The sequence below is a fragment of the Novosphingobium rosa NBRC 15208 genome, from assembly GCF_001598555.1.
Taxonomy (GTDB): Bacteria; Pseudomonadota; Alphaproteobacteria; order Sphingomonadales; family Sphingomonadaceae; genus Novosphingobium; species Novosphingobium rosa.
On sequence record NZ_BCZE01000007.1, the window covers coordinates 45,519 to 70,787 of the forward strand.

A 25,269-nucleotide genomic window follows, 5' to 3' on the forward strand; every position below is an offset into this window, starting at 1 on the left:
CCCGCCGCCTCAGAACGACACGGCGCGCTGGGGCGTTTCCTCCACCGGCCGGATCGGCAGGCCGGTGCGCGGCGGACCCGACATCACGTCGCAATGGCGTGAGGGATGCAGCCCGGTCACATCATGCTCCTCGGCATGGTTGCGCAGCAGGGTGACGATGGCCTCGCGATCGATGGCGCGCGAATAGGCGAAGCCCTGCCCGAACTTGCAGCCCATCGTCCAGAGCTGGCGCGCCTGTGCCGAGGTCTCGATCCCCTCAGCGATCACCTCCATGCCAAGGCGGCGCACGATGTCGATCAGCCCGTCGACGATGATCTGGCTGGGATCGCCGGGGCGCAGCCTGGCGACAAAGGCCTGATCGATCTTGATGATGTCCACCGGCACATGCAGCAGATGCGTCAGCGAGGCATAGCCGGTGCCGAAATCGTCGAGCGCCACCTTCACGCCAGCCGCCCGCAGCGCCGCGATTTCACGCGCCACCACCTGATCGCGCCGGCCCAGATAGACATCCTCGGTCACCTCCAGCACCAGCCGGTCGAGCGGCGCGCCGGTGCGTTCGAAGGCCTCCTTCAGCTTGACGGCGAGGCTGCCGGTGTAGAAATCGGCGGTCGAGACATTGACCCCCACATGCTGCAGCGACAGGCCCAGATCGCTCCAGTAAACCATATCACGCGCCACCGCATCGACCATCTGGCGGGTCATCTCGGCGGCGACATGGGCATCGGAGGTGGCATCCTGAAAATGGCGCGCATCGATCATGCTGCCATCGGCGGCGCGCATGCGGCACAGCGCCTCCAGCCCGATGATCTTGCCGGTGTCGAGGCGGACGATGGGCTGGTAAAAAGCCTCGATGCGTTCTTCGGCCAAAGCCTCGGCCACATCGCGGATGGCGTCGCGGCGCAGGGTGATGCGCGTGCCGATGCCCGGCCAATAGCGCACGAAACCGCCGCGCCCGGTTTCCTTGGCGTGATACAACGCGAAATCGGCGGCTTCGTTGACGGCGACAGCAGTGGCCTGATCGTGGCTCAGCACCGCCCCGCCGATCGTGGCGCGGGGCACCACCGAATGGCCATCGCAGACCGCGGGGGAATCGAGCAGGCGGAAGATGCTGGCCGCCGCGCTGTCCAGATCGGCCAGGGCGCTTTCCGACTGGACGATCACCGCGAATTCATCGCCCCCCAGCCGAAAGGCCACATCGGGCGCCATCGCCTGCGACAGGCGGCGCGCCGCGGCGCGGATCAGATCGTCGCCCGCCAGATGGCCGAAGGTGTCGTTCACCACCTTGAGATTGTCGAGATCGAGCACGAAAAGCGCCCATGATCCCGGCTCCTCGCAGGCGATGTTGGCCAGCGCGGCGTTGAAGGCCTGCCGGTTGGGCAGGCCGGTCAGCGCATCGATGGTCGCGCGCCTTTCGCGGTCGATGATGCGCTCCTGACGGCGCAGCGCCGTGCCGCACAGTTCGACGCAGCCCTGCGCCAGATCGCGCTCGGGCTGCGTGGGGCTGCGGTGCTCGGGCGCATAGATCGCCAGCACCGCCACCACCTGCCCCATCGCGTCGATCACCGGGAAAGACCAGCAGGCGCGCAGATCGGGCCGTTCGAGCATGGGATAGAAACGGGCGAAGCGCGGATCGCGCTCGATGTCCTCGATCACCACCGGGGCGCGACGATAGGCCGCCGTGCCGCAGGAGCCGACCTCCGGCCCGATCATCAGACCGTCCAGCGCGAGGCTGTATGTGGCGGGCAGTCCGGGCGCGGCCAGCGGATGGATCAGCCCGGCCCGGTCCACCGTCAGGATCGAGCAGGCCACGCCCGGCAGCAGCTTCTCCAGATTGAGGCACAGCTGGCGCGCCGTCTGATCCAGCGGCTCGCCATTGGCAATCATTCCGAGGATTTTGTTCTGAATCAGCAGCACGTCCAGCGTCCCGAAAGATGCAAGAAGGGATTGGACGAAGCTAGGCGCTAAACGTAAATCCGGCTGCACCATGCATGGTAAGCAGCAGGATACATGAAAAGCAGGTATTGGTGCCTAGTTCTTATAAAGCCACGTTACTATAGATTTTTTAGCGATACGAAATGATGAAGAAGGCAGGCCTAACCCGCGATCAGGGCCCAGAGCGTTAACAACAGCCCCGCCAGCGACACCAGCCAGACCACAGTGCGCACCACCGGCACACCCGCGGCATAGAGCGGCAGATAGACCACCCGCGCGCCCGCATAAAGCGCCGCTCCGGCTTGCGTCTTCCAGCCCAGATGGCCTTGCGCCGCCGCCCCCAGCAGCGCCCCGATCCACAATGGCAAGGTTTCGTAGAGATTGGCCTGAGCGCGTTGCAGCCGCTGCACCAGAGCGCTCGGCGGCGGCATGGGCGCATCGCGGGCGCCCAGATTCCATGCCACGCCATATTGGCGGGTGCGCACATTTGCCGCCCACAGAATATTCACCAGCGCCAACCCAATCACCGCGCCCAGCATGATAAATTCCAGCCGCATCGCAACCTCCCTTAAAGGGGCGGCCCGACACCATCCGCATCGGCGACGGGCGCCTCTGTCATAACGATCTTGCCCTCACGCAGGGTCCATCCCTCATGGGCGACCAGCGTGCCTTCCGCGTCGCGGTAATCGACGCGCAGCTCCGGCCCGTCAAAGCCCAGCATAGCATAGCCATTGGGCCACAGCACCACCTGAGCGCCGGTATCGAGGATGCGGTGATCCTCCAGCAGGATCGGGCAGGAGGGATCGCGTTTCTGGCCGGGCGGCTCGCAGGGCATGCCGCCATGGCCGATGCAGCGCCCGTGGATCTCCAGCCCGGCGCGCTCGACGGGCGCATAAACGCTCAGCCAGTGCTCATGGCCCCAGAACCACAGAACCGGCCCGCCCAGCACCGCGCCGATCTGCTCCATCAGCCGGGGGAAGCCGGGCTCATAGAAGGAGAACGGCTGATGGTGGGTGAGGATGATCGTGCCGCGCGGTTCTTTCGGGTCGCCCGGACGCGGCTTGGTGACCAACTCTTTCAGCCAGTTCACAACGGCATCGGGCAGATGGCAGTCGGGCCGAAACAGCAGTTCCCAGAAGGGCCAGCTGATCGAGTGATAGCCGCTGTCGAGCCCGATGATGCGCCAATGGTCGTTCTGAAGCGCGAAGAAACTGGCCTGCTGGTCCAGCGCGGGCAGGACGCGGCGGAAATAGCCGCGCCCGCGCGCATACATCTCGTGATTGCCGTTGAGCGCGAAGGAGCGCTGCGATCCGCGCGGAAAGGCCACCGCCTGCCACGGGCTGCCGGGCACGTCCTCGCCCAGAAAGTTTTCGCGGGCTTCATCCTCGTCGCCCACGAAATAGATGTCGCCCATATGGATGGTGTGTTCGGGCCGATGTTCGCGGATGCGGGCGGCGACTTGCGCGGCGGCCAGCGTGCCGCTGGCCCAGTCTCCATAGAGCGCCACCGTGCCGGTGTCGGCCATGATATGGATACCGCTCTGGCCGGTACCTTCATAGGTGAGCAACTTCTCGCGCGGGCCGAAGCGGTGCGAAAGATAGGTCAGCGCCCAGGCCAGCTTGTTGGTCTTTTCCAGGCTGGTGACCGGGATGTTGGGGGCAAGGACGGCAAGCCGCGCTGCCTCTACCCCACCCTTGCCGAGTTGTTTCTTCGCCGCCAGCGCCGCGCGGCGTTTGGCAAAAGCCTGCGCCTGCGATTCGCGCGCCATATCGACATCCGCGCGCGTCTTGTAAGGCTTGCCATCCGGTCCCAGTGCCATGCCGCGTCTCCCCTGCTCGCGCGATGATGCCTTGGCGCGCAGGCTGTAGGCAAGACCGCAACACGATGGCCCCGGCTTTTCATCTTATGCGCTACAGCGCGGGATCGACAGGATAAACCGCATGGAAAGGGTGAACTTGCGATCCCCTGCCGCATTGTCTTTCCATGAAGGACAGGACCTGCCGCCCGGCAGGACGATGCAGCAGCGAAAGCCCAAGCCATGGCGATGTTCCCGCGCCCCCGCCCCCTGCTGGCCAGCTTGCTGCTGCCCCTGCTGCTGTCGGCCTGCGCGGGTTTCGCGCCCAAGCGGCTCTACAACGACCAGATCGGCTATTCCGGCTCGCTCAGCGACAGCCAGAAGGCCCAGACGCTGCTCAATGCCGTGCGCATCCGCTATGGGGATTCGCCGGTGTTCCTCAACACCACGCAGGTGATTTCGGGCTATTCGCTGCAGCGCAGCCTGTCGGGCAGGCTCTCCATCCTGCCCGGCAACAATCCGGCCAACACCATCGCCGGAACCCCCGGCATGACCATGACCCAAAGCCCCACCTTCACCTTCCAGCCCGTGACCGGCGCGGCGCTGGCGCAAAGCGTGATCCAGCCGCTCTCCCCCGCCGAGCTGCTGCCGCTGAGCCTTTCGGGCACGCCCATCGATGTGCTGTTCCGTCTGGCGGTGCAATCGGTCAACGGCTTGCAGAACAGCTCCATGCTGGACACCGCCAACCGCACCGGATCGCCCGGCTTTGCGCATCTGCTGATCAATCTGCGGCGGCTTCAGGTAGCCGGGCTGCTGCATTTCCGCCTCGGCCAGACCGAGAACGGCGGCGACCCCACCAAGACGGAGGACAAATCCACCAAGGCCCCGAGCAACCTCATCATCTCCCTGCCCGACAGCGACGACCCGGCATTGCAAAAGGTGGTGGTGACCACGCGCAAGATGCTGGGCCTTTCCGCCACAAGCACCGAGGCCGAGGTGGTCTATGGCAGCGGATCGCCCTCGCCCGGCACGGTCTCAATCCTGACGCGGCCCATTCTGGGGGTGCTGGGGGAGATCGCCTCGGAAATCGAGGTTTCGCCCCAGGATGTCGCCGAGCATCGCACCATCCCCACGGTGGACGATACGGCGATCCTCTCGCGCCCCACCATCATCATCCACAATGGCGAGAAGCCGCCCCGCGATGCCTTCTCCAGCGTGCGCTATCATGAGCGCTGGTACTGGATCGCCGACACCGATTTCGACAGCAAGCTGGCCTTTTCGGTGATGCAGACCTTGGTGTCTCTGGCAGAGACCACCCAGCCGAGCGGGACAGTGGTGACGATTCCGGCAAGGTAGAAAGAAGGGAAACTGCGAGGGTCATAAGCCTCGCGCACCCCTTGGCTTGTTCATTGTGACCGGCGCCCAGCGGCGCGCATCGGTTTTCAGCCTGCGGCGGCCAGGGGCATTGTCGCCATCGGGGTCTCCGCAAGCTGCTCCTCGCTCTTGCGCGCGAAAGCGGCAAGGGCTGCGGGCATCCACCAGATCATGTAATCGTCATGCGCCGTCGAACCCGTCATAATCAGCAGCAAGGCCGCGATCATGAACAGGATCAGCCGCCAGAGCGTGCCGGTCCGCGCCAGCACAGCCTCCAGAAGCGCAAAGCCGCGGCGCAAGACAAGGCAGGCCAACATCCCGCCGCCAAAGATCAGCAACAGCGCCAGGCGCGGGAAGCCGTTCTAAAACCATCCCACCGGCAGCAGAATGGCGAAGTTCAGATAGATCAGAAACGGCAGGCTCAGGCTTGGCGGCGCAGAGGGCCGCGCAGTCGCATCGATTGTCATGAGAACAGATCTCAAGGCACCTTTCAGATGGGGTGCTCAAAACCTACTCATGCGAAGAATGATGAATCAATACAGAAATTCGTAAAATCATGTTCCGGAAACGGAACCGGTTCATGCAAATTCCCGCTTGGTATTTGGCAGATTCCTCACCACCTGTACGCGGCAACCATCGCGTTTTTCATGCAAGGAAAGGAAGGTCTCGCCAGACAAGCCACCGCCTCGCTGTTCCAGACGTTCTTGAACCAAGCATCCTCCAGCACCCTGCCCGAGCGTTTGAAGATCACACCGCCGGTGCAAGGCAGCGCCTTAATCGCTTCGGGGCGGCAGCCTCTCCGCCCTGCCGGATCAGTTCGCCGCGCTGGCGACAGCAGGTTCCTGCGGGATCGCCGTATAATCGCCGAGCGAGGTCAGCAGGCGGCGATAGCGGCGGGCCAGTTCGAGATGCGCCTCACGCTTATGCGGCTTTTTCGTGCCCGCCGCGATCAGATAGCAGCGGTCAATGCGGCGGGTGAGGAAATCCCGGTTCCAGAACCAGCTCATCGGGCGAACTCCAAACGTCTATCTTTTCTGTAGACTATACAATGGGCCTGAATATCCGTTCAGAAAAGCCTCCTGCGCCCAAATGGCACCGTCATGCGCTGGATCGATCCTGCAATCGTGTGCGACCCTCACCCATTTTGTAATATTCTTTCGTTCACGCCTACGTCATCCGCCTCATTCCATCTTTTGGGCCAACCACGTGACGCGGAGCCACGACTCGCAGGGCGGAGCGCGCCACGCTTTGGTCTAAGCAACCTTACGGGGGTTTCGCGCATTCCTTGGGTAAATGCACAGGCACAGGAGTTACATCGTGATCATGTCGGGGCGAGCGGTCTGGCTCGCGAAACGGGTGTTGTCAGGATCGCTTGCGGGGTTGATCGCCGCCCAGTCCCTCACCGCCGCCGCAGCCCCCGCCTGCCCGATCACCCCCTCCCCCGCCGATTCCTCCTTCGACTATATGGGCACGCGCATCGACCGGCATGGCACGCCGGGGGCCTACACCTATGTCACCGGCATGAAGATCGTGGACGCCGATGGCGCGCCCAACGCCTATCACCCCGCAGACATCGAAGACGCCTGCCCGGACAATGGCCGGGGCCTCGATTGCCTTGAGGCCGCAGGCTATCCGCATGGCTCATGGTGGCAGACGGTGCTGGCCGCCGACCCGCGCGCGCCAGACCGCCCCGCCATTCAGCGCAAGGGCAGGTTCAAGGGCTATTTCGTCTCGATGACGTCCCTGCAGAATGTGGCGTGGGGCGGCCCGGCCAATCCGGCCAGCTATGTCGACGCCTCGGCCACGCCCTATATCGTGCTGCCCGCCCCGATCTACCGCACCGAAGGCATGGGGGCGATGGGCGACATCGGCTATGCCATCAACCTCGACACGGGCCGCGCCACGCCATTCGTGATCGCTGACGAAGGCCCGGTCGAACCGCTGGGCGAGGCCTCGATGGCCTTCTGGGCGGCGCTGGGCGAAGGACCGCCCAATGCCCGCAACGGCGAGGGCCTGCCACGGGGCCGCATCGCCTACACCGTCTTCCCCCATAGCCGCGAGAGCATCGACATCGGCTGGCCCATCGATCCCGAGCGTCTGAAGGCCGAAGCCCTGCGCCTGCTGGCCGCCACCGGAGGCGAAAGCGGCATGCGCGCCTGCGCGCTTCAGCAGAGCAGCGCCAGTGTCGCCGCAGCAGGAACCGGGGCGCTGGAGATCGGCGGATGAGCGGCGCGCTGATCCTGCTGGCCCTTCTGGCGGCTCCCCCTGCCGATACGGACACCGACTGGACCCCGCACAGCGCCGCCGCTCTCCTTGACGCCAGTTTCGGCAGCGCGGCGGAATGCCAGCAACAGCTCGATGAAGCGCGGGCGCGCGTCAGCCATGCGCCGCCAGTGCATGGGCTGGGCTATGACCGGCTGTTTGCTCAGGGCCGCTGTGAAACCGAAAGGCTGGCCGCCACCGCGGGCGCTCCGGTCTGGCGCATCCACATGCACTGGCCCAAGGTGAAGCGCGTGCCCTCTCCTCATGCCCTTCACCCCGTCGCCGGGATCGCGCGCAAGCCCTGAGGCGCCCCCGGTAAAAACTGGCCCGCCTCCAGCCTCAGCTCAGCTTGTTTCATGGACCTATCGCCTCATCCAGAGCTTAACGCATCGTGTCCGCGCGTCATGCAGGACCATCCTAACCTTCCGTGTCGAAAGGATCTCTCATGACAGTTTCTCGCACCCTCACAGCCATGGCGCTGGGTCTTGGCGTTGCTCTGGCGGGCGTTCCCGCCTCGGCGCAGGTCAGCCATGAGACCAAGGTCAGCCACGACACCACCATGCAGGACGGCGTGGCCACCCGCACCACCAAGGTGGAGCATATCCGCAAGGTGAAGACCCATCGCCCCAAGAAGATCCTTGGCGTGAAGGTGGGCCACAAGACCCGCACCACCAAGACGATCCAGACCCGCTCGGTCAGCTCGAACGGGGACCACAGCTCTTCGACCGAGATCAAGCATTAAGTCAGGACGGGGCGGGCCCTGACGAGCCCGCCCTTCCCTCACAGCCAGCCGGTGCGTTTGAAACGCAGCCAGAGCCCGCCGCAAATCACCACCATCGCGCTCAGCACCACGAAATAGCCGTTGTGGGTTTTCAGCTCCGGCATGTACTCGAAATTCATGCCATAGATGCCCGCGATCGCCGTGGGCACCGCCAGAATCGCCGCCCATGAGGCCAGCTGCCGGGTGATCACCCCCTGCCGCTGCGATTCGAGCAGATTGCTCACCTCCAGCACAGACCCCAGAATGTCGCGCAGCGCATCGGTGCGGGTTTCCACGCGGCGCACATGATCCAGTACATCGCGGAAATAGGGGCGCACCTCGGGATCGAGGCAGGGCAGGTCCTGATGCTCCAGCTTGCTCGCCACTTCCGACATCGGCCCCAGCATGCGCAGGAAGCGCATCAACGTGCGGCGCAGCGTGAAGATGCGGGTGATCTCCTCCCGGCTGAGGAAAGCGTCCAGCGCGCGGTTTTCCATCGCCAGCACTTCGTCCTCGATGGTTTCGATCACCGGGAAGAAGCCGTCGACGATAAAGTCCAGAATGGCGTGAAGCACATAGTCGGTGCCATGCATCAGCAGCGAGGGCGCCGCCTCCAGCTGGGCGCGTAGCGCCGTATGCGCGCGGGCCGAACCGTGACGCACGGTGATGATATGGTTGCGCCCGGTGAAGATCGCGGTCTCGCCATAGCAGATCTCGTCGCCCTGCAGATGGGCGGTGCGTGCGACGGTGAAAAGCTGGTCACCATAGACATCCACCTTGGGCATCTGATGGGCTTTCAGCGCATCCTCCACCGCCAGCGGATGCAGGCCGTAATGCTGCTGGAGCAGGCGCAGTTCACTCTCGGTGGGTTCGAGCAGGCCGATCCAGACGAAGTCATCCGGCGCGATCAGCACCGGCGGGCAATCGAGCGTGGCGATTCTTCGCGGCTTGCCCTGATGGTAGAGAGAGGCGGAAACGACGCTCATGACAACTCCGTGACAGCGTCTGCGGGGACTAACCCCTTTTGCCGTGGCCGCAAAACCCCCTGCCCCGGACAGGCGTGTTTTCGGGGCCTTTGATCGTAAACGCGGGCTTCAAACGCAAAACCGCCCCGGACCCGAAGGTGCGGGGCGGCTCTGGTGTTCCGGTCGATCTAGAGCTGAAAATCAGCCCTGATCGGCGCGCGAGGCGCCCTGGCCGTCAAGGTTGGCCTCGACGAAATCCCAGTCGATATGGTCGAGGAGCGCGTCGAGGTAGTTCGGGCGCGCGTTGCGATAATCGATGTAGTAAGCGTGCTCCCAGACGTCGAGCGTGAAGAGCGGGGCCACGCCCTCGTAAGCGACGGGGGTGTCGGCGTCGTGGTACGACGTCACCTTCAGCTTGCCGCCTTCCAGCACCAGCCAGCCCCAGCCGCTGGCGAAGTGGCCGGCGCTCTCGGCCTTGATGGCGGCCTTGAAGGCGTCCAGACCGCCCAGATCGGCGTCGATCTTGGCCAGCAGTTCAGCCGAGGGCTGCTTCTTTTCGGGGCTCAGGCCCAGCCAGTAGAAGCTGTGGTTCCAGATCTGGGCGCTGGCGTTGAACAGCTTCTTGTTGCCGGCGGCCTTGGCGGCGGCGATCACCTCCAGCAGGCTGGCGTTCTCAAGGTCGGTGCCCTTGGTCTGGTCATTGGCCTGGGTGATGTAGGCCTGATGATGCTTGCCATAGTGATAGTCGAAGGTCTCGGCCGAGAGAACGTCGCCGAAGGCATCCTTGCCGTAAGGCAGTTCGGGAAGAGCGAAAGCCATGTGCAAACTCCACTGCTGTCAGGGGGTGGTTGATGGGTGGTCGAAAAGAGGTCCGGTGGGTATCGGCCCTCGCGTGTGACTGCAAAGGGATAGGCCAGCCGAAGGCCAGCCGCTCCAAAGATTTTGTTGGTCATGCCAAAGACGTAAGGGACGGGCAAGGCAAACAGTTCCGCCTTTAAAAGGAACTCTCTGGCGCCCCATCCCGGTTAAATCTCGACCTGACTGCCCAGTTCCACCACGCGGTTGATCGGCAGGCGGAAGAACTCCATCGCGCTGGCCGCATTGCGCAGCATCCAGGCGAACAGCTTCTCGCGCCAGATCGCCATGCCCGGCTTGGAGGAAGCGATCAGCGTCTGGCGGCTGAGGAAGAAGCTGGTTTTCATCATGTCGAAGGGCTCGCCGCCGCAGACCGAGACGCCGCGCAAAGCCTCCGGCACATTGGTTTCCTCCAGGAAGCCGAAGCGCAGGATGATCTTGTAGAAGCCCTGCCCGATCTCGCTGACGGCCACCCGCTTGATCTCGGGCACATAGGGCACCTCCTCGATCAGCACGGTCAGCACCACCACGCGCTCATGCAGCACCTTGTTGTGCTTGATGTTGTGAAGCAGCGCCGAGGGCACCCCATTGCGCGCGGTCGACATGAAGATCGCGGTGCCGGGCACGCGGGTCGCGCTGGAATGAGCAGAACGCGCGAAGACCTCGATCGGCAGCGAATCCTCGGCCATGTTCTGGCGCATCAGCATCCGGCCCTTCGACCATGTGGTCAGCAGCAGGAAGATGATCATGCCGACCACCACCGGGAACCATGCGCCCTCGAAGAACTTGGCCGAGCCCGCCGCCAGATAGGACCAGTCGATGGCGAAGATCACCGCGAAGCCGGGTGCCGCGACCCACCAGCGCACCTTCCACATGCGGAACACCACCACGATGGCCATGCCGGTGGTGATGCTCATCGTGCCCACCACGGCCAGACCATAGGCGGGCAGCATCGCCGCGCTGCTCTCGAAGGTCAGCACCAGAGCGGCAACCATGCAGGCCAGGAACCAGTTGATCGCCGGAATATAGATCTGCCCGGCCATCGAATGCGAGGTATGCTTGATCTGCACGCGCGGCAGATAGCCCAGCTGGATCGCCTGATGCGTGACGGAATAGGCGCCGGAAATCACCGCCTGGCTGGCGATCACCGTGGCCAGCGTGGCCAGCACCACCAGCGGCAGCTGCAGACTGTCGGGCACCATGTTGAAGAAGGGGTTCGACGCCGAGGCCGGATCGGTGATCAGCAGCGCGGCCTGCCCCATGTAGTTCAGCACCAGCGAAGGGAACACGATCACCCAGGCCCAGCTGATCGCCTTGCGCCCGAAGTGCCCCATATCGGCATAGAGCGCCTCGACGCCGGTAATCGAATAGACCACCGCGGAGAGCGACACGAAGGACAGATAGGGGTGCGCCTTGAAGAAATAGAAGATGTAGAGCGGGTTCAGCGGCTCCCACAGCACCTGCGGATGCAGGCGGATCTGCGACACGCCCATCGCCGCGATCGAGAGGAAATAGATCAGCATCACCGGGCCGAACATCTGGCCCATGCGCTCTGTCCCGTGGCTCTGGATCACGAAGAGGCCGACGAGAATCGCCAGCGAGATCGGCAGGATGAAGGGATGGAACGCATGGCTGACCACGCCCAGACCTTCCACCGCCGACAGCACCGAAATGGCGGGGGTCAGCATCGAGTCGGCATAGAACAGGGCCGTGGCCAGCAAGCCGCCCGCCACCAGCAGGCGCGTGCCGCGCAGTTGCGGCAGCTTGCGGTTGATCAGCGCCAGCAGCGCCAGCGAGCCGCCCTCGCCATTGTTGTCCATCCGCAGCACCAGCAGGACGTATTTCAACGTCACCACCGTCACCATGGTCCAGAAAATCAGGCTGATGACGCCATAGATGTTGAGCAGATCGATCGGCAGCGGATGCTCGCCGGTCATGATCGCCTGAATGGCGTAGAGCGGGCTGGTGCCGATATCACCGAAGACCACCCCCAGCGCGCCAAGCGCCAGCTTGGGCAAGGCGCCGTGATGACCGTGGTGGCCGTGGCCTGTCGCCGGTTCGACCGCATCCTGCGACGCGGGAACGGCAGGCGACTGCGCCGAGCTTGCCGAAACATTCATGCGGCCCGACCCCCTACTGGCCATAACAGACTCTCCGCACTTGCGGAGCGCCGCCGATTAGCGCGCTCATTGACCCGCAACAAGGACAATCAACGCAAGCCCTGTGTGGTTCCCTGCACAGAAGCTGAAGAATCCCCGGAATTGGCCGAATTTACATTCGATTTCATGCCGGGCGCGGCAGGCTGGCCAGGGGCTGGCGGCATGCCCTGCGCCGCGCGGGTCATGGCGATGATCTGATCGAGACGCTGCAGGCGCATCGCCAGATCGGGCCGCCAGGGCGCATCGGCCGGCGCGCGCGCCAGCAAACCGGCCCATAGCGCCCGTGCTTCCTCGAACTGCCCGGAACCGGCCAGCGCCAGCCCCAGGAACATCGGCGGCCCGGGCGCCTTGGGATCGGCGGCGGAAGCCTTGCGGAAGGCATAGAGCGCGGCGGGCGAGAGCGAACCCTCGGCATGGCCAACCAGCGCGCTGGCCATTTCCAACCAGGCATCGCTGTTCTTCGGGTCTTTCTCCACCGCGCCGTTCAGCATGGTGGCGGCCCCGGCGTAATCGCCATGGCGCATCAGCGCATCGCCGACCATTTCCCAGCTGGTGGGCTGCATATCATTGCCCACCACCTTGCGCCGTTCGTCGACCAGCGTGGCCGCGAAGATGTTGGGCTTTTGCGCCTCGTCACGCGGCTGCCCGGCCTGCCCGGGATGGCCCTGAAGCGCATAGCCCGCCAGCCCCAGCACCAGCGCGGAGGCAATCGCCTCCCAACCGCGACGGGGCGTGCGGAAACCCAGAGTCAGCACCAGCAGAACCACCAGCGCCAGAACGGCGATCGCCAGCCAGGTCATGCGGCATTCCTTTTGACAAAACGGCGGCGCATCACGGCGGCGGCCACCGCGATCAGCATCAGCGGCACGGCGAACAGCGGCCATGTCGCGGCGGTGACGCGCGGGGCATAGCTGACGTAATCGCCATAGCGCTGGATCAGCCAGGCGCGAATCGCCTCGGGATCTTCCCCGGCATCGATGCGCAGGCGGACCTGATTGCGCATGTCACCCGCGATAGGCGCATCCGAATCGGCAATCGACTGGCTCTGACAGACGAGGCAGCGCAGCGTTTCCATCAGCGCCTTGGCCTTGGCTTCCTTGGCCGGATCGGCAAGTTGGCGATAGGCGAAGGGCGCGGGCGGCATGGTGTCGTCAGCGAGAGCGGCCACCGGTGCCAACACCAGAGCGACAGGAAGCAAAAACCGCGCGATCACGATTCGGCCTCCTTCAGCTTGGCCAGCATCATCGGCACCTCATCGGGGCGGATGTCGCCGATGTGCTGGTAGCGGATGATCCCCTTGCCATCGATCACAAAGGTTTCCGGCACGCCCGAAGAGCCAATCGCCAGCTGCACCGCCGAGACGTCATCGGCGCCGATCCGCTGATAGGGATTGCCGTTCTTGGCCAGAAAGGCGTTCAGATCATCCTTGTGGTCACGGATGGCGATGCCGTCGATCTGCGCGCCCTGACGCTGCAATTCGGCCAGCACCGGCGCCTCGACACCGCAAGGCACGCACCAGCTGGCAAAGATGTTGAGCAGGCGCGGCTTGCCACCAGCGAAATCGCCAGTGGCAAGACCGGGCCGCCCATCGGCTGCCGGGCGCAGCGAGAAGGCAGGCAGCGGCTTGCCGATCATCTGACTGTTGATGTCATTGCTCTTGGGCAGCATCAACGAGATCGCCACGCCGCCCACGAACAGCACGAAGAGCGCCAGCGGCAACCACAGAGTCCAGCCCGGAGCGCGAGGTGCTTCGCTTTTGGTCATGCCGCTTCCCTCTCTTCACGGTCGCCCCGGCGAATGTCGCCCCGCGCGCGAACGGTGCGGCGTTTCAGATCCTGCCTCACCCGGCTGAGCAAGGCCAGAAATCCGCCCAGCGCCACCAGAACGCCGCCCAGCCAGATCATCGGCACGAAAGGCTTCCACCACAGCCGCAGCTGCCAGCGCCCGGTGGGCATGGCGGCGCTGGAGGCGTCATGCGCCTCCTCGCCCAGCACGGTGTAGAGTTGCCCGTTCCAGCGCGTATGCAGCGCCGAGACCGAGGTGGTCTGCGGCGGCGCCCAGAAGGTGCGCGACTGGGGCTTGAGATGATCGGGCGCGGCGCCATCGTAGCTGGCGACCAGATCGGCCTCCAGCGCGGTCCAGTTGGGACCAGCGACGGGGGTAATCGCCCCCAGCTTGACCTGCCACGGGCCGACATCGACGCTCTCGCCAACGCAGGCGGCGATCAGCCGCTCCTTGGTGAAAGCGCCATCCGCCCCCATGCCGAACAGCGCCACGGCGAGCCCGAGATGCGCGATCACCATGCCCCAGAGCGACAGCGGCGCACGGGCCAGATTGCGCCCCCGCAGCGGCAGCAGACTGGCCACCGCCAGACCGGGCGCCAGCGACAGGGCAATCAGCGACATGGTGGAGGTGACGCCGCTCACGCCAAAACCGATGGCGGCGATGATCGTCACGGCCAGCGGCGCGGCCAGCACCAGGCTCACCCGCTTGAAACGGTCATGGCGCCAGCGCAACAGCGGCCCGATAGCCAGCACCACCAGCATCGGCACGGCGAAGACCGCGCTCATCGGCGTGAAATAGGGCGGGCCGACAGAGACCTTCACCCCCATCGCCTCGGTGACAAGCGGGTAGAGCGTGCCCAGCAGCACGATGCCCAGAATGGAGCTGAGCATCACATTGTTGAACACCAAGGAGGCCTCGCGGCTGGTCACCTCGAAGCGTTCGCCCTCGGTGACGGTGCCTGCCCGCAGGGCGAAAAGCACCAGCGCCGCGCCGATGTTGATCGCCAGCAGCGCCAGAATAAAGCCGCCGCGTCGCGGATCGACCGCAAAGGCATGCACGCTGGTGAGAATGCCCGAGCGCACCAGAAAGGTGCCTACCATCGACATGGAAAAGGCCACCACGCCCAGCATCACTGTCCATGCCCGCAGCGCATTACGCGCCGCCAGCACGCTGGCCGAATGGAGCAGCGCCGTCGCCGCCAGCCATGGCATCAGGCTGGCGTTCTCGACCGGGTCCCAGAACCACCAGCCGCCCCAGCCCAGCATGTAATAGGCCCAATAGCTGCCCGCCGTGATGCCCAAAGTCAGGAAGATCCACGCGCCCAGCACCCATGGCCGCATCGCGCGGGCAAAGGCGGGGCCAACCTCACGCGTCACCAGCGCGCCAATGGCAAAGCTGAAGGCAATCGAAAGCCCGACATAGCCGAGATAAAGCGTGGGCGGATGGAAGGCCAGACCCGGGTCCTGCAGCAGCGGATTAAGCCCATTGCCCTCCTGAGGCGCGGGGTTCAGCCGCTGGAAGGGGTTCGAGGCAAGCAGCAGAAAGGCATAGAACCCAAGGCTGACAAAGGCCTGCCCGGCCAGCGTCGCCATCATCGTGCGTTCCGGCAAACGGCGTTCCACCAGCGCGACAAAACCGCCCGCCAGCCCCATCACCGTCACCCACAGCAGCATCGAGCCTTCATGGTTCCCCCATGTGCCCGCGATCTTGTAGATCAGGGGTTTCGCCGAATGGCTGTTTTCCGCCACCAGCTTCACCGATGTGTCGGTCTGCACGAAAAGCCAGATCAGGCTGGCAAAGGCCGCCGCCGCCAGCACACCCTGCACCACCGCAACGGGGCGCACGATGCCCCCCAGCCCTTCCCCATCCCTGGTGAGCGCAACGCTGCCCGCCACAAGTTGCAGCCCGGCAAGGGCAGCGGCCAGCCACAGCATGGCAAGGCCCAATTCAGCGAGCACGCGCGTCTCCCGTCATCATCTTATTTGGTTTCCGCGATGGCTTTGTGGGCCTGATCGGTGGTCATGCCCTGCATTTCGCGAGGGGTGTATTTCTCGTCATGCTTGGCGAGCAGATTGTCGGCGGTGAACAGGCCGTCTGTCCAGTGCCCCTCGGCCACCACGCCCGATCCTTCCACGAAGAGCGCGGGGCGGATGCCGGCAAAACGCACGGGAACCTGCTGCTTGCCATCGGTGACGAGGAAGTTGACCGTCACCCCATCGGGCGCGTCCTTCATGCTGCCGCGCACCACCATGCCGCCAAGCCGCACCGAGCGGTCCGCCTCGGGCGGCTTGGCGAGGATTTCGCTGGGCACATAGAAATAGCTGGCCTGATTGCGCAGCGCCCAGGCCGCCAGCAGCCCCGCCACCAGCAACACCGCCAGCGCCACACCCAGCAACACCAGCCTCTGATGCTTGGCCCGCAATCCCGTTCCCGTCATTGGATTTCACGCACCTTATCGCGCCGCTTTTCAGCGCGGCGCATGGAAAGCCAGCTTCCGGCGACCATCGCCAGCGTGGTGATCGCCCCTATCGCATAGGCGGCGGTCACGAATTGCCACGGATCAAGCGCCTCGCGCATCACCAGCCCTCCGCCAGAGCGCCGCTGCGGGCCTGAGCCGCCATGGCCTTGCGGCGCAGGCGGGCCTCGGCCTGCGAATCGGCCAAAATCATGCGCATGCGCGCCAGCACCACGCCGGTGTAGATCAGGGTGAAGCCCAGAACGCTGGTGAGCAGCGGCACAACAAAGCTGGTGGCCATGGGGCCTGTGCCCGTCACCACGCCGCTCACCGAAAGGCTGGGCGGCTGATGCAGGCTGTTCCACCACAGCACCGAGTAATGGATGATGGGGATGTTCACCGCGCCGATCAGCCCGAAAATCGCGGCCATGCGGCCCTGTCCCTGCCCGGGCGCCTCATCATGCTGCGTGGCGCCCGCCAGAGCCATATAGCCGAAATAAAGGAACAGCAGCACCAGCATGCTGGTCAGCCGCCCATCCCACACCCACCAGGTGCCCCAGGCCGGTCGGCCCCAGATCGAACCCGTAATCAGGCACAGCGCCGTAAACACCGCGCCCGGCAGAGCAGCCGCCCGCGCGGCAATCCCCGCCAGCGGATGGCGCCACACGATCTCGACAAAGCTGGCGATGGCGATCGAGGACCAGCCCATCATCCCCAGCCATGCCGTGGGCACATGCAGATAGATGATCCGCACCACATCGCCCTGCAGCGCGTCCGCCGGGCCGAAACCCACGCCCCACACCAGCGCCGCGCTGGCGATCAGCAGGCCAGCGATCAGGCAGAGCGGGGTCGCCCATGTGGCGATGCGCAGGAAACGGGCGGGATTGGCAAAGCCATGCATGAACAGCGAACCGAAAGCTGGCGACGGGGCCTCACAGCCTCACGCGCAAAAAACAGACGGACAGCTTTGGCAGGGGCCGCCCCCATCGGCAAGGGGCATAAAGTTCAACGACACGCGCGCGCACCGGTTATACCGGCATTCCGCGATGATCGAGACATTCTCATAAGAGAAGTGGGGCGACTGAAGGGGTTCGAACCCTCGACCTCCGGTACCACAAACCGGCGCTCTAACCAACTGAGCTACAGTCGCCACGCTAGGCTGCCTTGCGCGGCAGCGGGCTATGTTTCCCTTCAGGCCTTGCCTGCCGGGAGGCGCGCCTTTGCATGAGAACCGCCGCTTTGAAAAGCGAAAAATGCATGAAGGCAAAAATTAATCACCCCGCCCCGCAGCCCGCCAAACCCCACATGCAAAAAGGGCCCGGTTTCCCGAGCCCTCTTCATCAATCCTGCAAACGCTAGGATCAGCCCTTCTTGAGGCTGAGGCCACCGAAGCGCTTGTTGAACTGGGCCACACGACCACCGGAATCGAGCATGCGGCTCTGGCCAGTCCATGCCGGGTGCGAGGTGGGATCGATGTCCAGAGCCAGCACGTCGCCTTCCTTGCCCCAGGTCGAGCGGGTCTGGAAGGTGGTACCGTCGGTCATCTGAACGGTGATGAAGTGGTAATCGGGATGGGTGTTGGCCTTCATGGCAATATCTTTCGTTTGAAGTGCCGGTTCCGACCGGCCCGAAATTGGAAGCGCCGCCCCTAGCGAGGAGCGGCGCTTTTGTCCAGTCTTGGATTCAGCAAGAAGGAAGGAAGGTGCGAAGGGGTTACCCCCTCGCGCTCCCATTTCGTCTTCCGACGCAAGGGTAGCGTTGCCGCATCCCTGCGCCCCGAACTCTCCACCTGCTTAAGCGGGCTGGTCCGCGATCATGGCGGTGAAGCTCACTTCCGTGGCCAGCTTGTCGCCCAGCATGGCCTTGCCCCAGAACTTGCAGACCCGCGCCCGCTTCTGGATAAAGCCCACATGCAGGTCGAGCAGCACGCCCGGTTCGACCGGAGCGCGGAACTTCGCATCCTCGATCGCCATGAAATAGACCAGCTTGCCCGAACCCGCCAGACCAAGCGATTCGATCGCGAGAATACCGGCGGCCTGCGCCAGCGCCTCGACGATCAGCACGCCCGGCATGATCGGGCGGCCCGGGAAATGCCCCTGAAAGAAGCCCTCGTTGAAGCTGACCGCCTTCACGGCATACAGCGACTCGTCAGGCACGATCGAGACCACCCGGTCGACCAGCAGCATCGGATAACGATGCGGCAGGGCGGCCAGGATCTTGCGGATGTCATAATCCACCGGAGTGGGCGCCGAAACGCCCAAGGGTGCAGGAGTGGTCTCGCTCATCAGGATATCCCAGTCCGCGCCTTAGCGGCCACCGCCATTGTCGGGCTTGCCGGCAGGAGCGGCGCCAGCGGCACCGGCGGCAGCCTGCTGCTGCTGGGCCTGCTGCTCACGCACCTCGCGCGGCAGCCAGCCGGCGGGCGGCACGAGCTGGGCGTTGGGGATCGCGGCGTCGACTTCGGTCAGGATCGCGCGGCTCAGGTCATAGGCGTTGCTGGAGGCCAGCTTGGCGCGCGGATCGAGCAGCAGCGTCACGCCGTTCTTCTGCATGGCGGCCTGAATCGAGGCGTCCAGCTTGTCGAGGATCTGCTCACGCACATAGGCGCGCGACAGGTTCACCGGCTCCAGAATCTTCTGCAGTTCCTGCTGGCCAGCTTCCTGCAGCTTCTGGATCGATTCACCCTGCTGCTGAATGGCGGCGGCGTTCGCGCCGGGGGCAGCAGCGTCCTTGTTGTACTTGTCGACCATGGGCTGGATCTGGGCGACCAGCTGCTTGCGACGGGCTTCGGCCTGATCGATCTGCGCCTTGTAGGTGGTGGGGCGCTGAGCATCGGCGGCGCGGTTGGCGGCCGAATTCTCGATGATGGCGTCCAGATAGGCGAAGGCGATGCCGTTCACACCGGCCTTGACGCCAGCAGCCGCGGGGGCGGCAGCCGGAGCGGCGGCGGGCTTGGGGGCAGCCAGGGCAGCCTGGGCCGTGCCGGCCAGCAGCGCCACGGCGACGAAGGATTTCACGAGCATTTTCATCAGAACTGGGTTCCCACGTTGAAAGTGAAGACTTTGGTATCGTCGCCAGTGGCGTGCAAAAGCGATTTGGCAATATCGATACGGAACGGCCCGAAGGGCGAGTTCCAGTTGAAGCCCACACCGATCGCGATGCGGGGCCTTGGCGTATCGCCGTAGTAGAATTCCTGGAACGGCGCCACCGTGGTGCCCAGCGCGGTGTTGGCCGCACTGGTCGCCGGATTGACCGAATTCGTGGTGGTCACCACGCTGCCGTCCAGATTGGTCTGCGAATAGAGCGCATTGCCCTTCGAATCGCGGGTCGGGATCAGCGTGGTGGTGGTGTAATACTGGGTCTGCGGCTTGGTGATGCCCCAGACCGCACCGGCGTCGATGAAGATCGAGGGGCGGATGCCCATTTCCTTGGCGCCGGCGCCCAGCGGGATTTCCAGCTCCGCGCGGGCCAGATAGTAGTACTTGCCGCCGATCGCGTCCTCGGTCCAGTCGTTGCGGTCAGCCGAATAGGTCGGGTTGCCGTTGGCGTCCGTGCCGGTCTGGTTCTTGCGCACGACGCGCGGGCCCACGCCGCGAATGTCGAAACCGCGGATCTGGGGCGAGCCCAGATAGAAGCGGTCGGTCAGCTGGATGGCGTCCACGCCCGCCGATCGGGTGCTGCTGCCCAGCGCGCGGATCGCGCCGCCCTCAGCCGTGATCGAGCCGATGAAGCCCTTGCCCACCGGCCAGTAACGCGCGACGTTGGCGCGCAGGCGCGCATAACGCACCGAACCGCCCAGACCCGAGAAATCGACGCCGATCGACCCGCTCTTGCCCTTCGAGGGGTGAACGCGGTTGTCGAGGTTTTCATAGATCAGCGAGCCGCCGATGATCGAGCTGGTGCGCGAACCCTGCGATTCGCAGAGATAGCGGCCCGCCAGCAGCGGGTTACACGCCAGCTGGCCGGCGGCGTTCTGCGAATAGAACTGCGTCTGATCGAGCGAGACCTTATCGTAGTTCAGCGTGTAGCGCGTCACCAGCGAGGTGTATTCGGTCAGCGGGAAGCCCAGACGCGCCTGGAAACCGGTGGTCGAGCTTTCATACAGCGAGTTCGAGTTGCTGCTGTAGTAATTGTAGTTGTTGTAGTCGCGGCGGTAGACGTCCACGCCCAGCGACACGCTCTTGTCCATCAGATAGGGCTCGGCGAAGGACAGCACCAGGCTCTTGGAATAGCGCGAGATCGAGCCCGAGAGACCCACCGTCTGGCCGCGGCCACGGAAGTTGTTCTGCTTGATCGCGGCGGAGAAGATGAAGCTTTCAAGGCTGGAGTAACCGGCCGAAAGCTGCAGCTCACCCGTGGGCTTTTCTTCCAGATTGGCTTCGAGCACCACGCGGTCGGCGGCAGACCCCCCCACCTGCTTGACCTCGAACTTTTCCTGGAAATAGCCCAGGCCCTTGATGCGGTTGGTCGAACGCTTGACCTGCAGCGAGTTGAAGGCATCGCCCTCGGCCAGACGGAACTCGCGGCGGACCACCTTGTCCTGCGTCAGCGTGTTGCCGTTGACGTCGATGCGCTCCACGTAAACACGCGGCACTTCGGTCATGTTGAAGGTGACGCCCATGGTCAGCGTCTTGGGATCGCGCTGATACTGCGGGCGAACGTCGGCGATGTAGCCGAAGGCGCCGGCGGTGTCGTTGAGCTGGTCGATCGTGTCCTCGACCTGCTTGGCGTTGTACCAGGCGCCCTTCTTCTCGGGCAGGGCCTTGGCCAGCGTGGCACCGTCGAAGTCGCGCAGCTGGCTTTCCACCTTCACGTCGCCGAACTTGTAGCGCTTGCCTTCCTCGACCACGTAGGTGACGATGAAGTCCTTCTTGTCCGGAGTCAGCTCGGCCACGGCGGAGACGACGCGGAAGTCGGCATAGCCGTTGGTCAGGTAGAACTGGCGCAGCTTCTGCTGGTCATAGGCCAGCTTGTCCGGATCGTAGGAGGTGCCGCTGCGGAAGATGTGCAGCGGGCGCGCCTGCTTGGTCATCATGACCGCGGCGATCTCCTTGTCGGTGAAAGCCTCATTGCCGATGACGTTGATCTGGCGGACCTTGGACTTGGGCCCTTCGGTGATCTCGAAAACGATGTCCACGCGGTTCTGGTCGAGCTTGACCATCTTGGGCTCGACGCTGGCGCCGAAGCGGCCCTGACGCTTGTAGAGCTCGATGATGCGCGCCACGTCGGCGCGGACCTTGGAACGCGTGAAGATCTGGCGCGGGGCCAGCTTGATCTCAGGGTTGATCTTGTCTTCCTTGAGGTGCTTGTTGCCCTCAAGAACGATGCGGTTGATGACCGGGTTTTCCTGAACGGTGATGACCACATGGCCATTGTCGTTGCGGACCTGCAGGTCGGAGAACAGCTCGGTGGCGTTCAGATCCTTCAGCGCCTGGTCGGCGGCGACCTGCGAATAGACCTGACCGACACGCAGCTTCACATAGGAGAGCACCGTATCCTGTTCGAGGCGCTGCACGCCCTCGACCGTCAGCGACTGGATGACCTGACCGGTCCCGTCGGCGGGCGCGGGCGCGGGGGCCTTGTCATTGCCAAGGGGCTGGGCCGCGCCACCGGGAACGGGCGCGCCCTTTCTGGCTGCCGCCGCCTTGGGCGCAGCGGCCATGGCAATCTGCGGCACCCCCGCGAGAATCGAGCTGCCCAGCAGGGCAACCACCAGATGCGAGGTGCTGCAAATCCCAGCGCGTTGACCCATATTTCGTCCCATCTTCGACACGGCAGTTCCCATTTCCCCGAAGTCGGCGGCACGCCGCCAACCGAACCACCCCTGTTTGCCCCCGCGCGGACCATCCGCCCGAAAGGCACGGCCAGCCCGAAAGCACAGCCGCCCTGTGCCCGATGCTTGATCCTCGATCAAGGCATCTTGGCACGTTGCAAGGCGCCAGCCCCGCTTATTTCCCCATCATGAACCGAAAAGTCCGGCAGGCACCACATCATTGACAGTCACGAAGACGATCAGCGCCAGCAGGAAGGCCAGACCGGTACGGAAGGCCCATTCCTGCGTGCGCGCCGTCATCGCTCTGCGGCGAAGAGCCTCCACCGCATAAAAAGCAAGGTGCCCACCATCCAGCCCCGGAATTGGCAGCAGATTGATGAATGCCAAATTAATTGAAATGAAAGCCGCCATCGAGACGAACGGCAGCAGCCCCATGCTCAGCGCCTGACCCGCGACACCGGCGATCTTCACCGGCCCGCCCAGCTCACGCACGCTGCGCTGGCCGAAGATGATCTGGCGCAGGCCGGTCACCGTCAGCTCCACGATCTGGCGGCATTGCTCGAAGGCATGGCCCACGCCGTCGATGGGGCCGTAGCGCAGGCGATAGACATCGCCGCGCTGGATGCCCATCAGCCCGTAATTGCTGGCATGCCCCTTGCCGTCCGAGGCGCTGATGCTGCCCAGCTTGACCGGCAGAGTGAGCTGCGCATTGCCGCGCTGGATGCTCACCTGAACAGTCTCACCCGGGAAGGGCGCGACATGCATGGCCACATCGTCGAAATAGGGTGTCCTGGCGCCATCGATGGCGATGATGCGGTCGCCCAGCTGCAGGCCCGCCGCCTGCGCCGCCGAATGCTGCGGAAACGCCTTGATCACCGGATCGGCGACATAGCGCCCGAAGGCCACGTTGAAGGCGGCAAAGATCACCAGAGCGATCAGCAGATTGGTGACCGGCCCCGCCGCGACGATGGCGGCGCGTTGCCACAGGGGCTTGAACTGGAAGCAACGCTCGCGCTCGGCAAGGCTGAGCGGGATATCGTCGATCGGCATGGAGGCGGCGTTCATATCGCCCGCGAACTTCACATAGCCGCCCAGAGGCAGCCACGAGACCTTCCAGCGCGTGCCGCGCTTGTCGGTCCAGCCGAAGATTTCCGAGCCGAAGCCGATGGAGAAAGCGTCGGCATGGACGCCGCACCAGCGGCCCACCAGATAGTGGCCCAGCTCATGCAGCAGCACCAGCGGCCCGAGCATCAGGATATAGCCCAGAACCCCGTTGAAGATCGACAACAGCATGGCTTACGCGATCTCCATCAGGGATTTTGCTTCGATCCGCGCGCGCGCGTCGACGGCATGAACCTCTTCCAGCGTGACGGGCGGCGGCGGAGCATAGCGCCCCAGCACGTCCTCGACCATCGCCGCGATCCGGGTGAAACCGATGCGCCCATCGAGGAAAGCGGCCACGGCCACCTCATTGGCGGCGTTGAGCACGGCGGGAATGCCGCCCCCTGCCCGCGCCGCTTCGCGCGCCAGACGGGTGGCGGGGAAACGCTCCTCATCGGGGGCGCGGAAGGTCAGCTGGCCGATGGTGGCCAGATCGAGCTGGTCCGACAGCGGCGTGTCCATGCGCGCGGGCCAGGCCAGACAGCTGGCGATGGGCACGCGCATATCGCTCGGCCCCAACTGGGCCAGCGTGGAGCCGTCACGGTATTCCACCATGGAGTGGATGATCGACTGCGGGTGAACGATGATCCGCAGCTTGTCGAGCCCCACCGGGAAAAGGTGATAGGCCTCGATAAATTCCAGCCCCTTGTTCATCATCGTGGCCGAATCGACGCTGATCTTCGCGCCCATCGACCAGTTGGGATGCTTGATCGCCTGAGCGGGCGTCGCATGGCGCAGCTGCTCGGCATCCCAGTCGCGGAACGGGCCACCGCTGGCGGTCAGCGTGATCCAGCGCACATCCTTGTGGCTGTTGCCCGAGAGGCACTGGAAAATGGCGTTGTGTTCGGAATCGACGGGCAGCAGCGTGGTGCCATGCCTGGCCACGGCGGCGGTCATCACCTCACCGGCGGAAACCAGTGCTTCCTTGTTGGCCAGCGCCACGGTGCGGCCCTGCTCGATGGCGGCCATGGTGGGGGCCAGACCCGCGCAGCCGACGATGGCGGCCATCACGATGTCGGCGGGGCGGCTTGCGGCCTCGACCAGAGCAGCTTCGCCGCCGGTGGCCTCGATGCCGCTACCAGCCAGCGCCTCACGCAAGGCGGGCAGCTGAGCCTCATCGGCAACAACGGCCACTTGCGCCTTGAATTCACGGGCAAGTTCGGCAAGCGCCGTCGCATTGCCATTGGCGGTTAGCGCCACCACGCGCCATGCCTCGGGCTGGCGCCGTACCAGATCCAGTGTCGAGGCCCCGATCGAGCCGGTGGCGCCCAGAACGGACAGACTGCGCATCATACTTTAGAAAAACCTTCTTATCACGGAGAGCAGCCCCGCCACGAACAGCACCGCCAGCAAGCCGTCCACCCGGTCGAACAGACCGCCATGGCCGGGGATCAGGCTTCCGCTGTCCTTCACGCCGGCGCGGCGCTTCATCCAGCTCTCGAAGAAATCACCGGCCTGAGCGATCACCGCCACAGCAACACCAGCGATCATGAACTGAGCCAGAACCTGCGCCTCATCGAACAAAATACGTCCGGTCGCCAGCACCAGCAAGCCCAGCGAGGCCAGCGCCGACAGCAGCGCTCCGCCAGCCAGCCCGGACCATGTCTTGGAGGGGCTGATCGCGGGGGCAATCTTGGGGCCACCAAAGGTGCGGCCCGAAAAATAGGCGCCCACATCGGTGGCCACCACCAGCGCCACCGGGATCAAAGGCCCCAACGCGCCGAACATCACCGGGATGGAGGCCAGCACCTCGCTCGCCGTGCCGACATAGACCACGCCCGCCACCAGCCAGATCAGCCGCGCCCAGCGGCTGACCGCGATGCGGCGCACCAGCTTGTTCCATTCCCACAGCACGCCCACGGCCACGGCCAGCACGAACAGCTGCCAGATGAGGCCACCCAGCGCCAGAGCCAGCCCCGCCACCGCCACCATCACGATGGCCGAGAGCGTGCGCGTCTTCAGCTCGGAGCGCGGGCGCCCCGGCGCCATGCTC

Annotated in this window: 26 protein-coding genes and 1 tRNA gene; 4 read left to right on the forward strand and 23 right to left on the reverse strand. The window is 64.7% G+C overall.

The window, feature by feature from the left end; all coding sequences use genetic code 11:
- Positions 1 to 9 precede the first annotated feature (9 nt).
- The 3 genes from SR3_RS03150 to SR3_RS03160 all read right to left on the reverse strand — a co-directional run bounded on the left by SR3_RS03150 (position 10) and on the right by SR3_RS03160 (position 3,751).
- Entirely contained in the window at positions 10 to 1,914 is a 1,905-nt protein-coding gene (locus SR3_RS03150; RefSeq protein WP_169805549.1) for a sensor domain-containing phosphodiesterase, read from the reverse strand.
- Between the two features lie 179 nt (positions 1,915 to 2,093).
- On the reverse strand, positions 2,094 to 2,489 hold the full coding sequence (locus SR3_RS03155; RefSeq protein WP_068080572.1) for an MAPEG family protein: 396 nt from the start codon (positions 2,487 to 2,489) through the stop codon (positions 2,094 to 2,096).
- Between the two features lie 11 nt (positions 2,490 to 2,500).
- On the reverse strand, positions 2,501 to 3,751 hold the full coding sequence (locus SR3_RS03160) for a metallophosphoesterase family protein (protein ID WP_068080575.1): 1,251 nt from the start codon (positions 3,749 to 3,751) through the stop codon (positions 2,501 to 2,503).
- A 225-nt stretch (positions 3,752 to 3,976) separates the two neighbouring features.
- On the opposite strand from SR3_RS03160, the gene SR3_RS03165 reads away from it, so the two are divergent.
- Complete coding sequence (locus SR3_RS03165; RefSeq protein WP_169805550.1) at positions 3,977 to 5,083, forward strand: hypothetical protein; 1,107 nt, start codon at positions 3,977 to 3,979, stop codon at positions 5,081 to 5,083.
- Positions 5,084 to 5,169: 86 nt separating this feature from the next.
- Here SR3_RS03165 and SR3_RS03170 read toward each other — a convergent pair whose 3' ends face one another.
- A complete protein-coding gene (locus tag SR3_RS03170) occupies positions 5,170 to 5,418 on the reverse strand; it encodes a hypothetical protein (RefSeq protein ID WP_157098604.1) in 249 nt (82 codons plus the stop codon).
- Between the two features lie 495 nt (positions 5,419 to 5,913).
- Positions 5,914 to 6,108, reverse strand: coding sequence for a hypothetical protein (locus SR3_RS03175; protein ID WP_068080584.1), 195 nt, complete (start codon positions 6,106 to 6,108; stop codon positions 5,914 to 5,916).
- Positions 6,109 to 6,418: 310 nt separating this feature from the next.
- Between SR3_RS03175 and SR3_RS03180 the strand changes: the two genes are divergently transcribed.
- The 3 genes from SR3_RS03180 to SR3_RS03190 all read left to right on the forward strand — a co-directional run bounded on the left by SR3_RS03180 (position 6,419) and on the right by SR3_RS03190 (position 8,105).
- Complete coding sequence (locus tag SR3_RS03180; protein ID WP_169805551.1) at positions 6,419 to 7,327, forward strand: hypothetical protein; 909 nt, start codon at positions 6,419 to 6,421, stop codon at positions 7,325 to 7,327.
- The gene (locus tag SR3_RS03185; RefSeq protein ID WP_068080598.1) at positions 7,324 to 7,668 is read left to right on the forward strand and encodes a hypothetical protein; all 345 of its coding nucleotides are present in this window, start codon (positions 7,324 to 7,326) and stop codon (positions 7,666 to 7,668) included. Before SR3_RS03180 ends, SR3_RS03185 begins: the two co-directional genes overlap by 4 nt.
- A gap of 140 nt (positions 7,669 to 7,808) precedes the next feature.
- Positions 7,809 to 8,105: a hypothetical protein gene (locus SR3_RS03190; RefSeq protein WP_157098605.1), complete on the forward strand. Its 297-nt coding sequence runs from the start codon at positions 7,809 to 7,811 to the stop codon at positions 8,103 to 8,105.
- 38 nt (positions 8,106 to 8,143) lie between these two features.
- On the opposite strand, the gene SR3_RS03195 is transcribed toward SR3_RS03190, so the two are convergent.
- The 18 genes from SR3_RS03195 to SR3_RS03275 all read right to left on the reverse strand — a co-directional run bounded on the left by SR3_RS03195 (position 8,144) and on the right by SR3_RS03275 (position 25,265).
- The gene (locus tag SR3_RS03195) at positions 8,144 to 9,109 is read right to left on the reverse strand and encodes a magnesium and cobalt transport protein CorA (RefSeq protein ID WP_068080604.1); all 966 of its coding nucleotides are present in this window, start codon (positions 9,107 to 9,109) and stop codon (positions 8,144 to 8,146) included.
- Between the two features lie 180 nt (positions 9,110 to 9,289).
- Positions 9,290 to 9,907 (reverse strand): superoxide dismutase, encoded by a 618-nt coding sequence (locus SR3_RS03200; protein WP_068080607.1) that lies wholly within the window; start codon positions 9,905 to 9,907, stop codon positions 9,290 to 9,292.
- 206 nt (positions 9,908 to 10,113) lie between these two features.
- Positions 10,114 to 12,063 carry a potassium transporter Kup gene (locus SR3_RS03205; RefSeq protein WP_068080610.1) on the reverse strand — a complete coding sequence of 650 codons (1,950 nt, stop codon included), beginning with the start codon at positions 12,061 to 12,063 and terminating at the stop codon, positions 10,114 to 10,116.
- Positions 12,064 to 12,152: 89 nt separating this feature from the next.
- Complete coding sequence (locus SR3_RS03210; RefSeq protein ID WP_084454874.1) at positions 12,153 to 12,902, reverse strand: tetratricopeptide repeat protein; 750 nt, start codon at positions 12,900 to 12,902, stop codon at positions 12,153 to 12,155.
- Positions 12,899 to 13,312 carry a cytochrome c-type biogenesis protein gene (locus SR3_RS03215; RefSeq protein ID WP_407668141.1) on the reverse strand — a complete coding sequence of 138 codons (414 nt, stop codon included), beginning with the start codon at positions 13,310 to 13,312 and terminating at the stop codon, positions 12,899 to 12,901. Before SR3_RS03215 ends, SR3_RS03210 begins: the two co-directional genes overlap by 4 nt.
- A complete protein-coding gene (locus SR3_RS03220; RefSeq protein WP_068080617.1) occupies positions 13,312 to 13,866 on the reverse strand; it encodes a redoxin family protein in 555 nt (184 codons plus the stop codon). Before SR3_RS03220 ends, SR3_RS03215 begins: the two co-directional genes overlap by 1 nt.
- Positions 13,863 to 15,845: a heme lyase CcmF/NrfE family subunit gene (locus SR3_RS03225; protein ID WP_068080620.1), complete on the reverse strand. Its 1,983-nt coding sequence runs from the start codon at positions 15,843 to 15,845 to the stop codon at positions 13,863 to 13,865. The genes SR3_RS03220 and SR3_RS03225 overlap by 4 nt, the downstream gene beginning before the upstream one ends.
- A 20-nt stretch (positions 15,846 to 15,865) precedes the next feature.
- Positions 15,866 to 16,324 carry a cytochrome c maturation protein CcmE gene (gene ccmE / locus SR3_RS03230; RefSeq protein ID WP_068080623.1) on the reverse strand — a complete coding sequence of 153 codons (459 nt, stop codon included), beginning with the start codon at positions 16,322 to 16,324 and terminating at the stop codon, positions 15,866 to 15,868.
- Positions 16,321 to 16,464, reverse strand: a complete 144-nt coding sequence (locus SR3_RS31765; RefSeq protein ID WP_169805552.1) for a hypothetical protein — start codon at positions 16,462 to 16,464, stop codon at positions 16,321 to 16,323. The genes ccmE and SR3_RS31765 overlap by 4 nt, the downstream gene beginning before the upstream one ends.
- Entirely contained in the window at positions 16,464 to 17,243 is a 780-nt protein-coding gene (ccmC, locus tag SR3_RS03235; protein ID WP_068080626.1) for a heme ABC transporter permease CcmC, read from the reverse strand. The genes SR3_RS31765 and ccmC overlap by 1 nt, the downstream gene beginning before the upstream one ends.
- Before the next feature lie 172 nt (positions 17,244 to 17,415).
- Positions 17,416 to 17,492 (reverse strand) — tRNA-His (locus tag SR3_RS03240).
- Positions 17,493 to 17,703: 211 nt separating this feature from the next.
- Positions 17,704 to 17,931: a 50S ribosomal protein L31 gene (gene rpmE, locus SR3_RS03245; RefSeq protein ID WP_068080628.1), complete on the reverse strand. Its 228-nt coding sequence runs from the start codon at positions 17,929 to 17,931 to the stop codon at positions 17,704 to 17,706.
- 204 nt (positions 17,932 to 18,135) lie between these two features.
- Positions 18,136 to 18,627, reverse strand: a complete 492-nt coding sequence (gene fabZ / locus SR3_RS03250; protein WP_068080631.1) for a 3-hydroxyacyl-ACP dehydratase FabZ — start codon at positions 18,625 to 18,627, stop codon at positions 18,136 to 18,138.
- 21 nt (positions 18,628 to 18,648) lie between these two features.
- The gene (locus tag SR3_RS03255; protein WP_068080634.1) at positions 18,649 to 19,371 is read right to left on the reverse strand and encodes an OmpH family outer membrane protein; all 723 of its coding nucleotides are present in this window, start codon (positions 19,369 to 19,371) and stop codon (positions 18,649 to 18,651) included.
- On the reverse strand, positions 19,371 to 22,094 hold the full coding sequence (gene bamA / locus SR3_RS03260; RefSeq protein WP_245653750.1) for an outer membrane protein assembly factor BamA: 2,724 nt from the start codon (positions 22,092 to 22,094) through the stop codon (positions 19,371 to 19,373). Before bamA ends, SR3_RS03255 begins: the two co-directional genes overlap by 1 nt.
- A 207-nt stretch (positions 22,095 to 22,301) precedes the next feature.
- Positions 22,302 to 23,408, reverse strand: coding sequence for an RIP metalloprotease RseP (rseP, locus tag SR3_RS03265; RefSeq protein ID WP_068080638.1), 1,107 nt, complete (start codon positions 23,406 to 23,408; stop codon positions 22,302 to 22,304).
- A gap of 3 nt (positions 23,409 to 23,411) precedes the next feature.
- Positions 23,412 to 24,566 (reverse strand): 1-deoxy-D-xylulose-5-phosphate reductoisomerase, encoded by a 1,155-nt coding sequence (locus SR3_RS03270; protein WP_068080708.1) that lies wholly within the window; start codon positions 24,564 to 24,566, stop codon positions 23,412 to 23,414.
- A gap of 6 nt (positions 24,567 to 24,572) precedes the next feature.
- Positions 24,573 to 25,265 carry a phosphatidate cytidylyltransferase gene (locus SR3_RS03275; RefSeq protein WP_084454880.1) on the reverse strand — a complete coding sequence of 231 codons (693 nt, stop codon included), beginning with the start codon at positions 25,263 to 25,265 and terminating at the stop codon, positions 24,573 to 24,575.
- Positions 25,266 to 25,269 lie beyond the last annotated feature (4 nt).

Coding starts and splice junctions, on each gene's coding strand:
- SR3_RS03155 (WP_068080572.1), bottom strand. CDS start 2,489: ATGCGGCTGGAATTTATCATGCTGGGCGCGGTGATTGGGTTGGCGCTG.
- SR3_RS03160 (WP_068080575.1), bottom strand. CDS start 3,751: ATGGCACTGGGACCGGATGGCAAGCCTTACAAGACGCGCGCGGATGTC.
- SR3_RS03165 (WP_169805550.1), top strand. CDS start 3,977: ATGTTCCCGCGCCCCCGCCCCCTGCTGGCCAGCTTGCTGCTGCCCCTG.
- SR3_RS03170 (WP_157098604.1), bottom strand. CDS start 5,418: ATGTTGGCCTGCCTTGTCTTGCGCCGCGGCTTTGCGCTTCTGGAGGCT.
- SR3_RS03175 (WP_068080584.1), bottom strand. CDS start 6,108: ATGAGCTGGTTCTGGAACCGGGATTTCCTCACCCGCCGCATTGACCGC.
- SR3_RS03185 (WP_068080598.1), top strand. CDS start 7,324: ATGAGCGGCGCGCTGATCCTGCTGGCCCTTCTGGCGGCTCCCCCTGCC.
- SR3_RS03190 (WP_157098605.1), top strand. CDS start 7,809: ATGACAGTTTCTCGCACCCTCACAGCCATGGCGCTGGGTCTTGGCGTT.
- SR3_RS03195 (WP_068080604.1), bottom strand. CDS start 9,109: ATGAGCGTCGTTTCCGCCTCTCTCTACCATCAGGGCAAGCCGCGAAGA.
- SR3_RS03200 (WP_068080607.1), bottom strand. CDS start 9,907: ATGGCTTTCGCTCTTCCCGAACTGCCTTACGGCAAGGATGCCTTCGGC.
- SR3_RS03205 (WP_068080610.1), bottom strand. CDS start 12,063: ATGAATGTTTCGGCAAGCTCGGCGCAGTCGCCTGCCGTTCCCGCGTCG.
- SR3_RS03210 (WP_084454874.1), bottom strand. CDS start 12,902: ATGACCTGGCTGGCGATCGCCGTTCTGGCGCTGGTGGTTCTGCTGGTG.
- SR3_RS03220 (WP_068080617.1), bottom strand. CDS start 13,866: ATGACCAAAAGCGAAGCACCTCGCGCTCCGGGCTGGACTCTGTGGTTG.
- ccmE (WP_068080623.1), bottom strand. CDS start 16,324: ATGACGGGAACGGGATTGCGGGCCAAGCATCAGAGGCTGGTGTTGCTG.
- SR3_RS31765 (WP_169805552.1), bottom strand. CDS start 16,464: ATGCGCGAGGCGCTTGATCCGTGGCAATTCGTGACCGCCGCCTATGCG.
- ccmC (WP_068080626.1), bottom strand. CDS start 17,243: ATGCATGGCTTTGCCAATCCCGCCCGTTTCCTGCGCATCGCCACATGG.
- rpmE (WP_068080628.1), bottom strand. CDS start 17,931: ATGAAGGCCAACACCCATCCCGATTACCACTTCATCACCGTTCAGATG.
- fabZ (WP_068080631.1), bottom strand. CDS start 18,627: ATGAGCGAGACCACTCCTGCACCCTTGGGCGTTTCGGCGCCCACTCCG.
- SR3_RS03255 (WP_068080634.1), bottom strand. CDS start 19,371: ATGAAAATGCTCGTGAAATCCTTCGTCGCCGTGGCGCTGCTGGCCGGC.
- bamA (WP_245653750.1), bottom strand. CDS start 22,094: ATGGGTCAACGCGCTGGGATTTGCAGCACCTCGCATCTGGTGGTTGCC.
- rseP (WP_068080638.1), bottom strand. CDS start 23,408: ATGCTGTTGTCGATCTTCAACGGGGTTCTGGGCTATATCCTGATGCTC.
- SR3_RS03270 (WP_068080708.1), bottom strand. CDS start 24,566: ATGCGCAGTCTGTCCGTTCTGGGCGCCACCGGCTCGATCGGGGCCTCG.
- SR3_RS03275 (WP_084454880.1), bottom strand. CDS start 25,265: ATGGCGCCGGGGCGCCCGCGCTCCGAGCTGAAGACGCGCACGCTCTCG.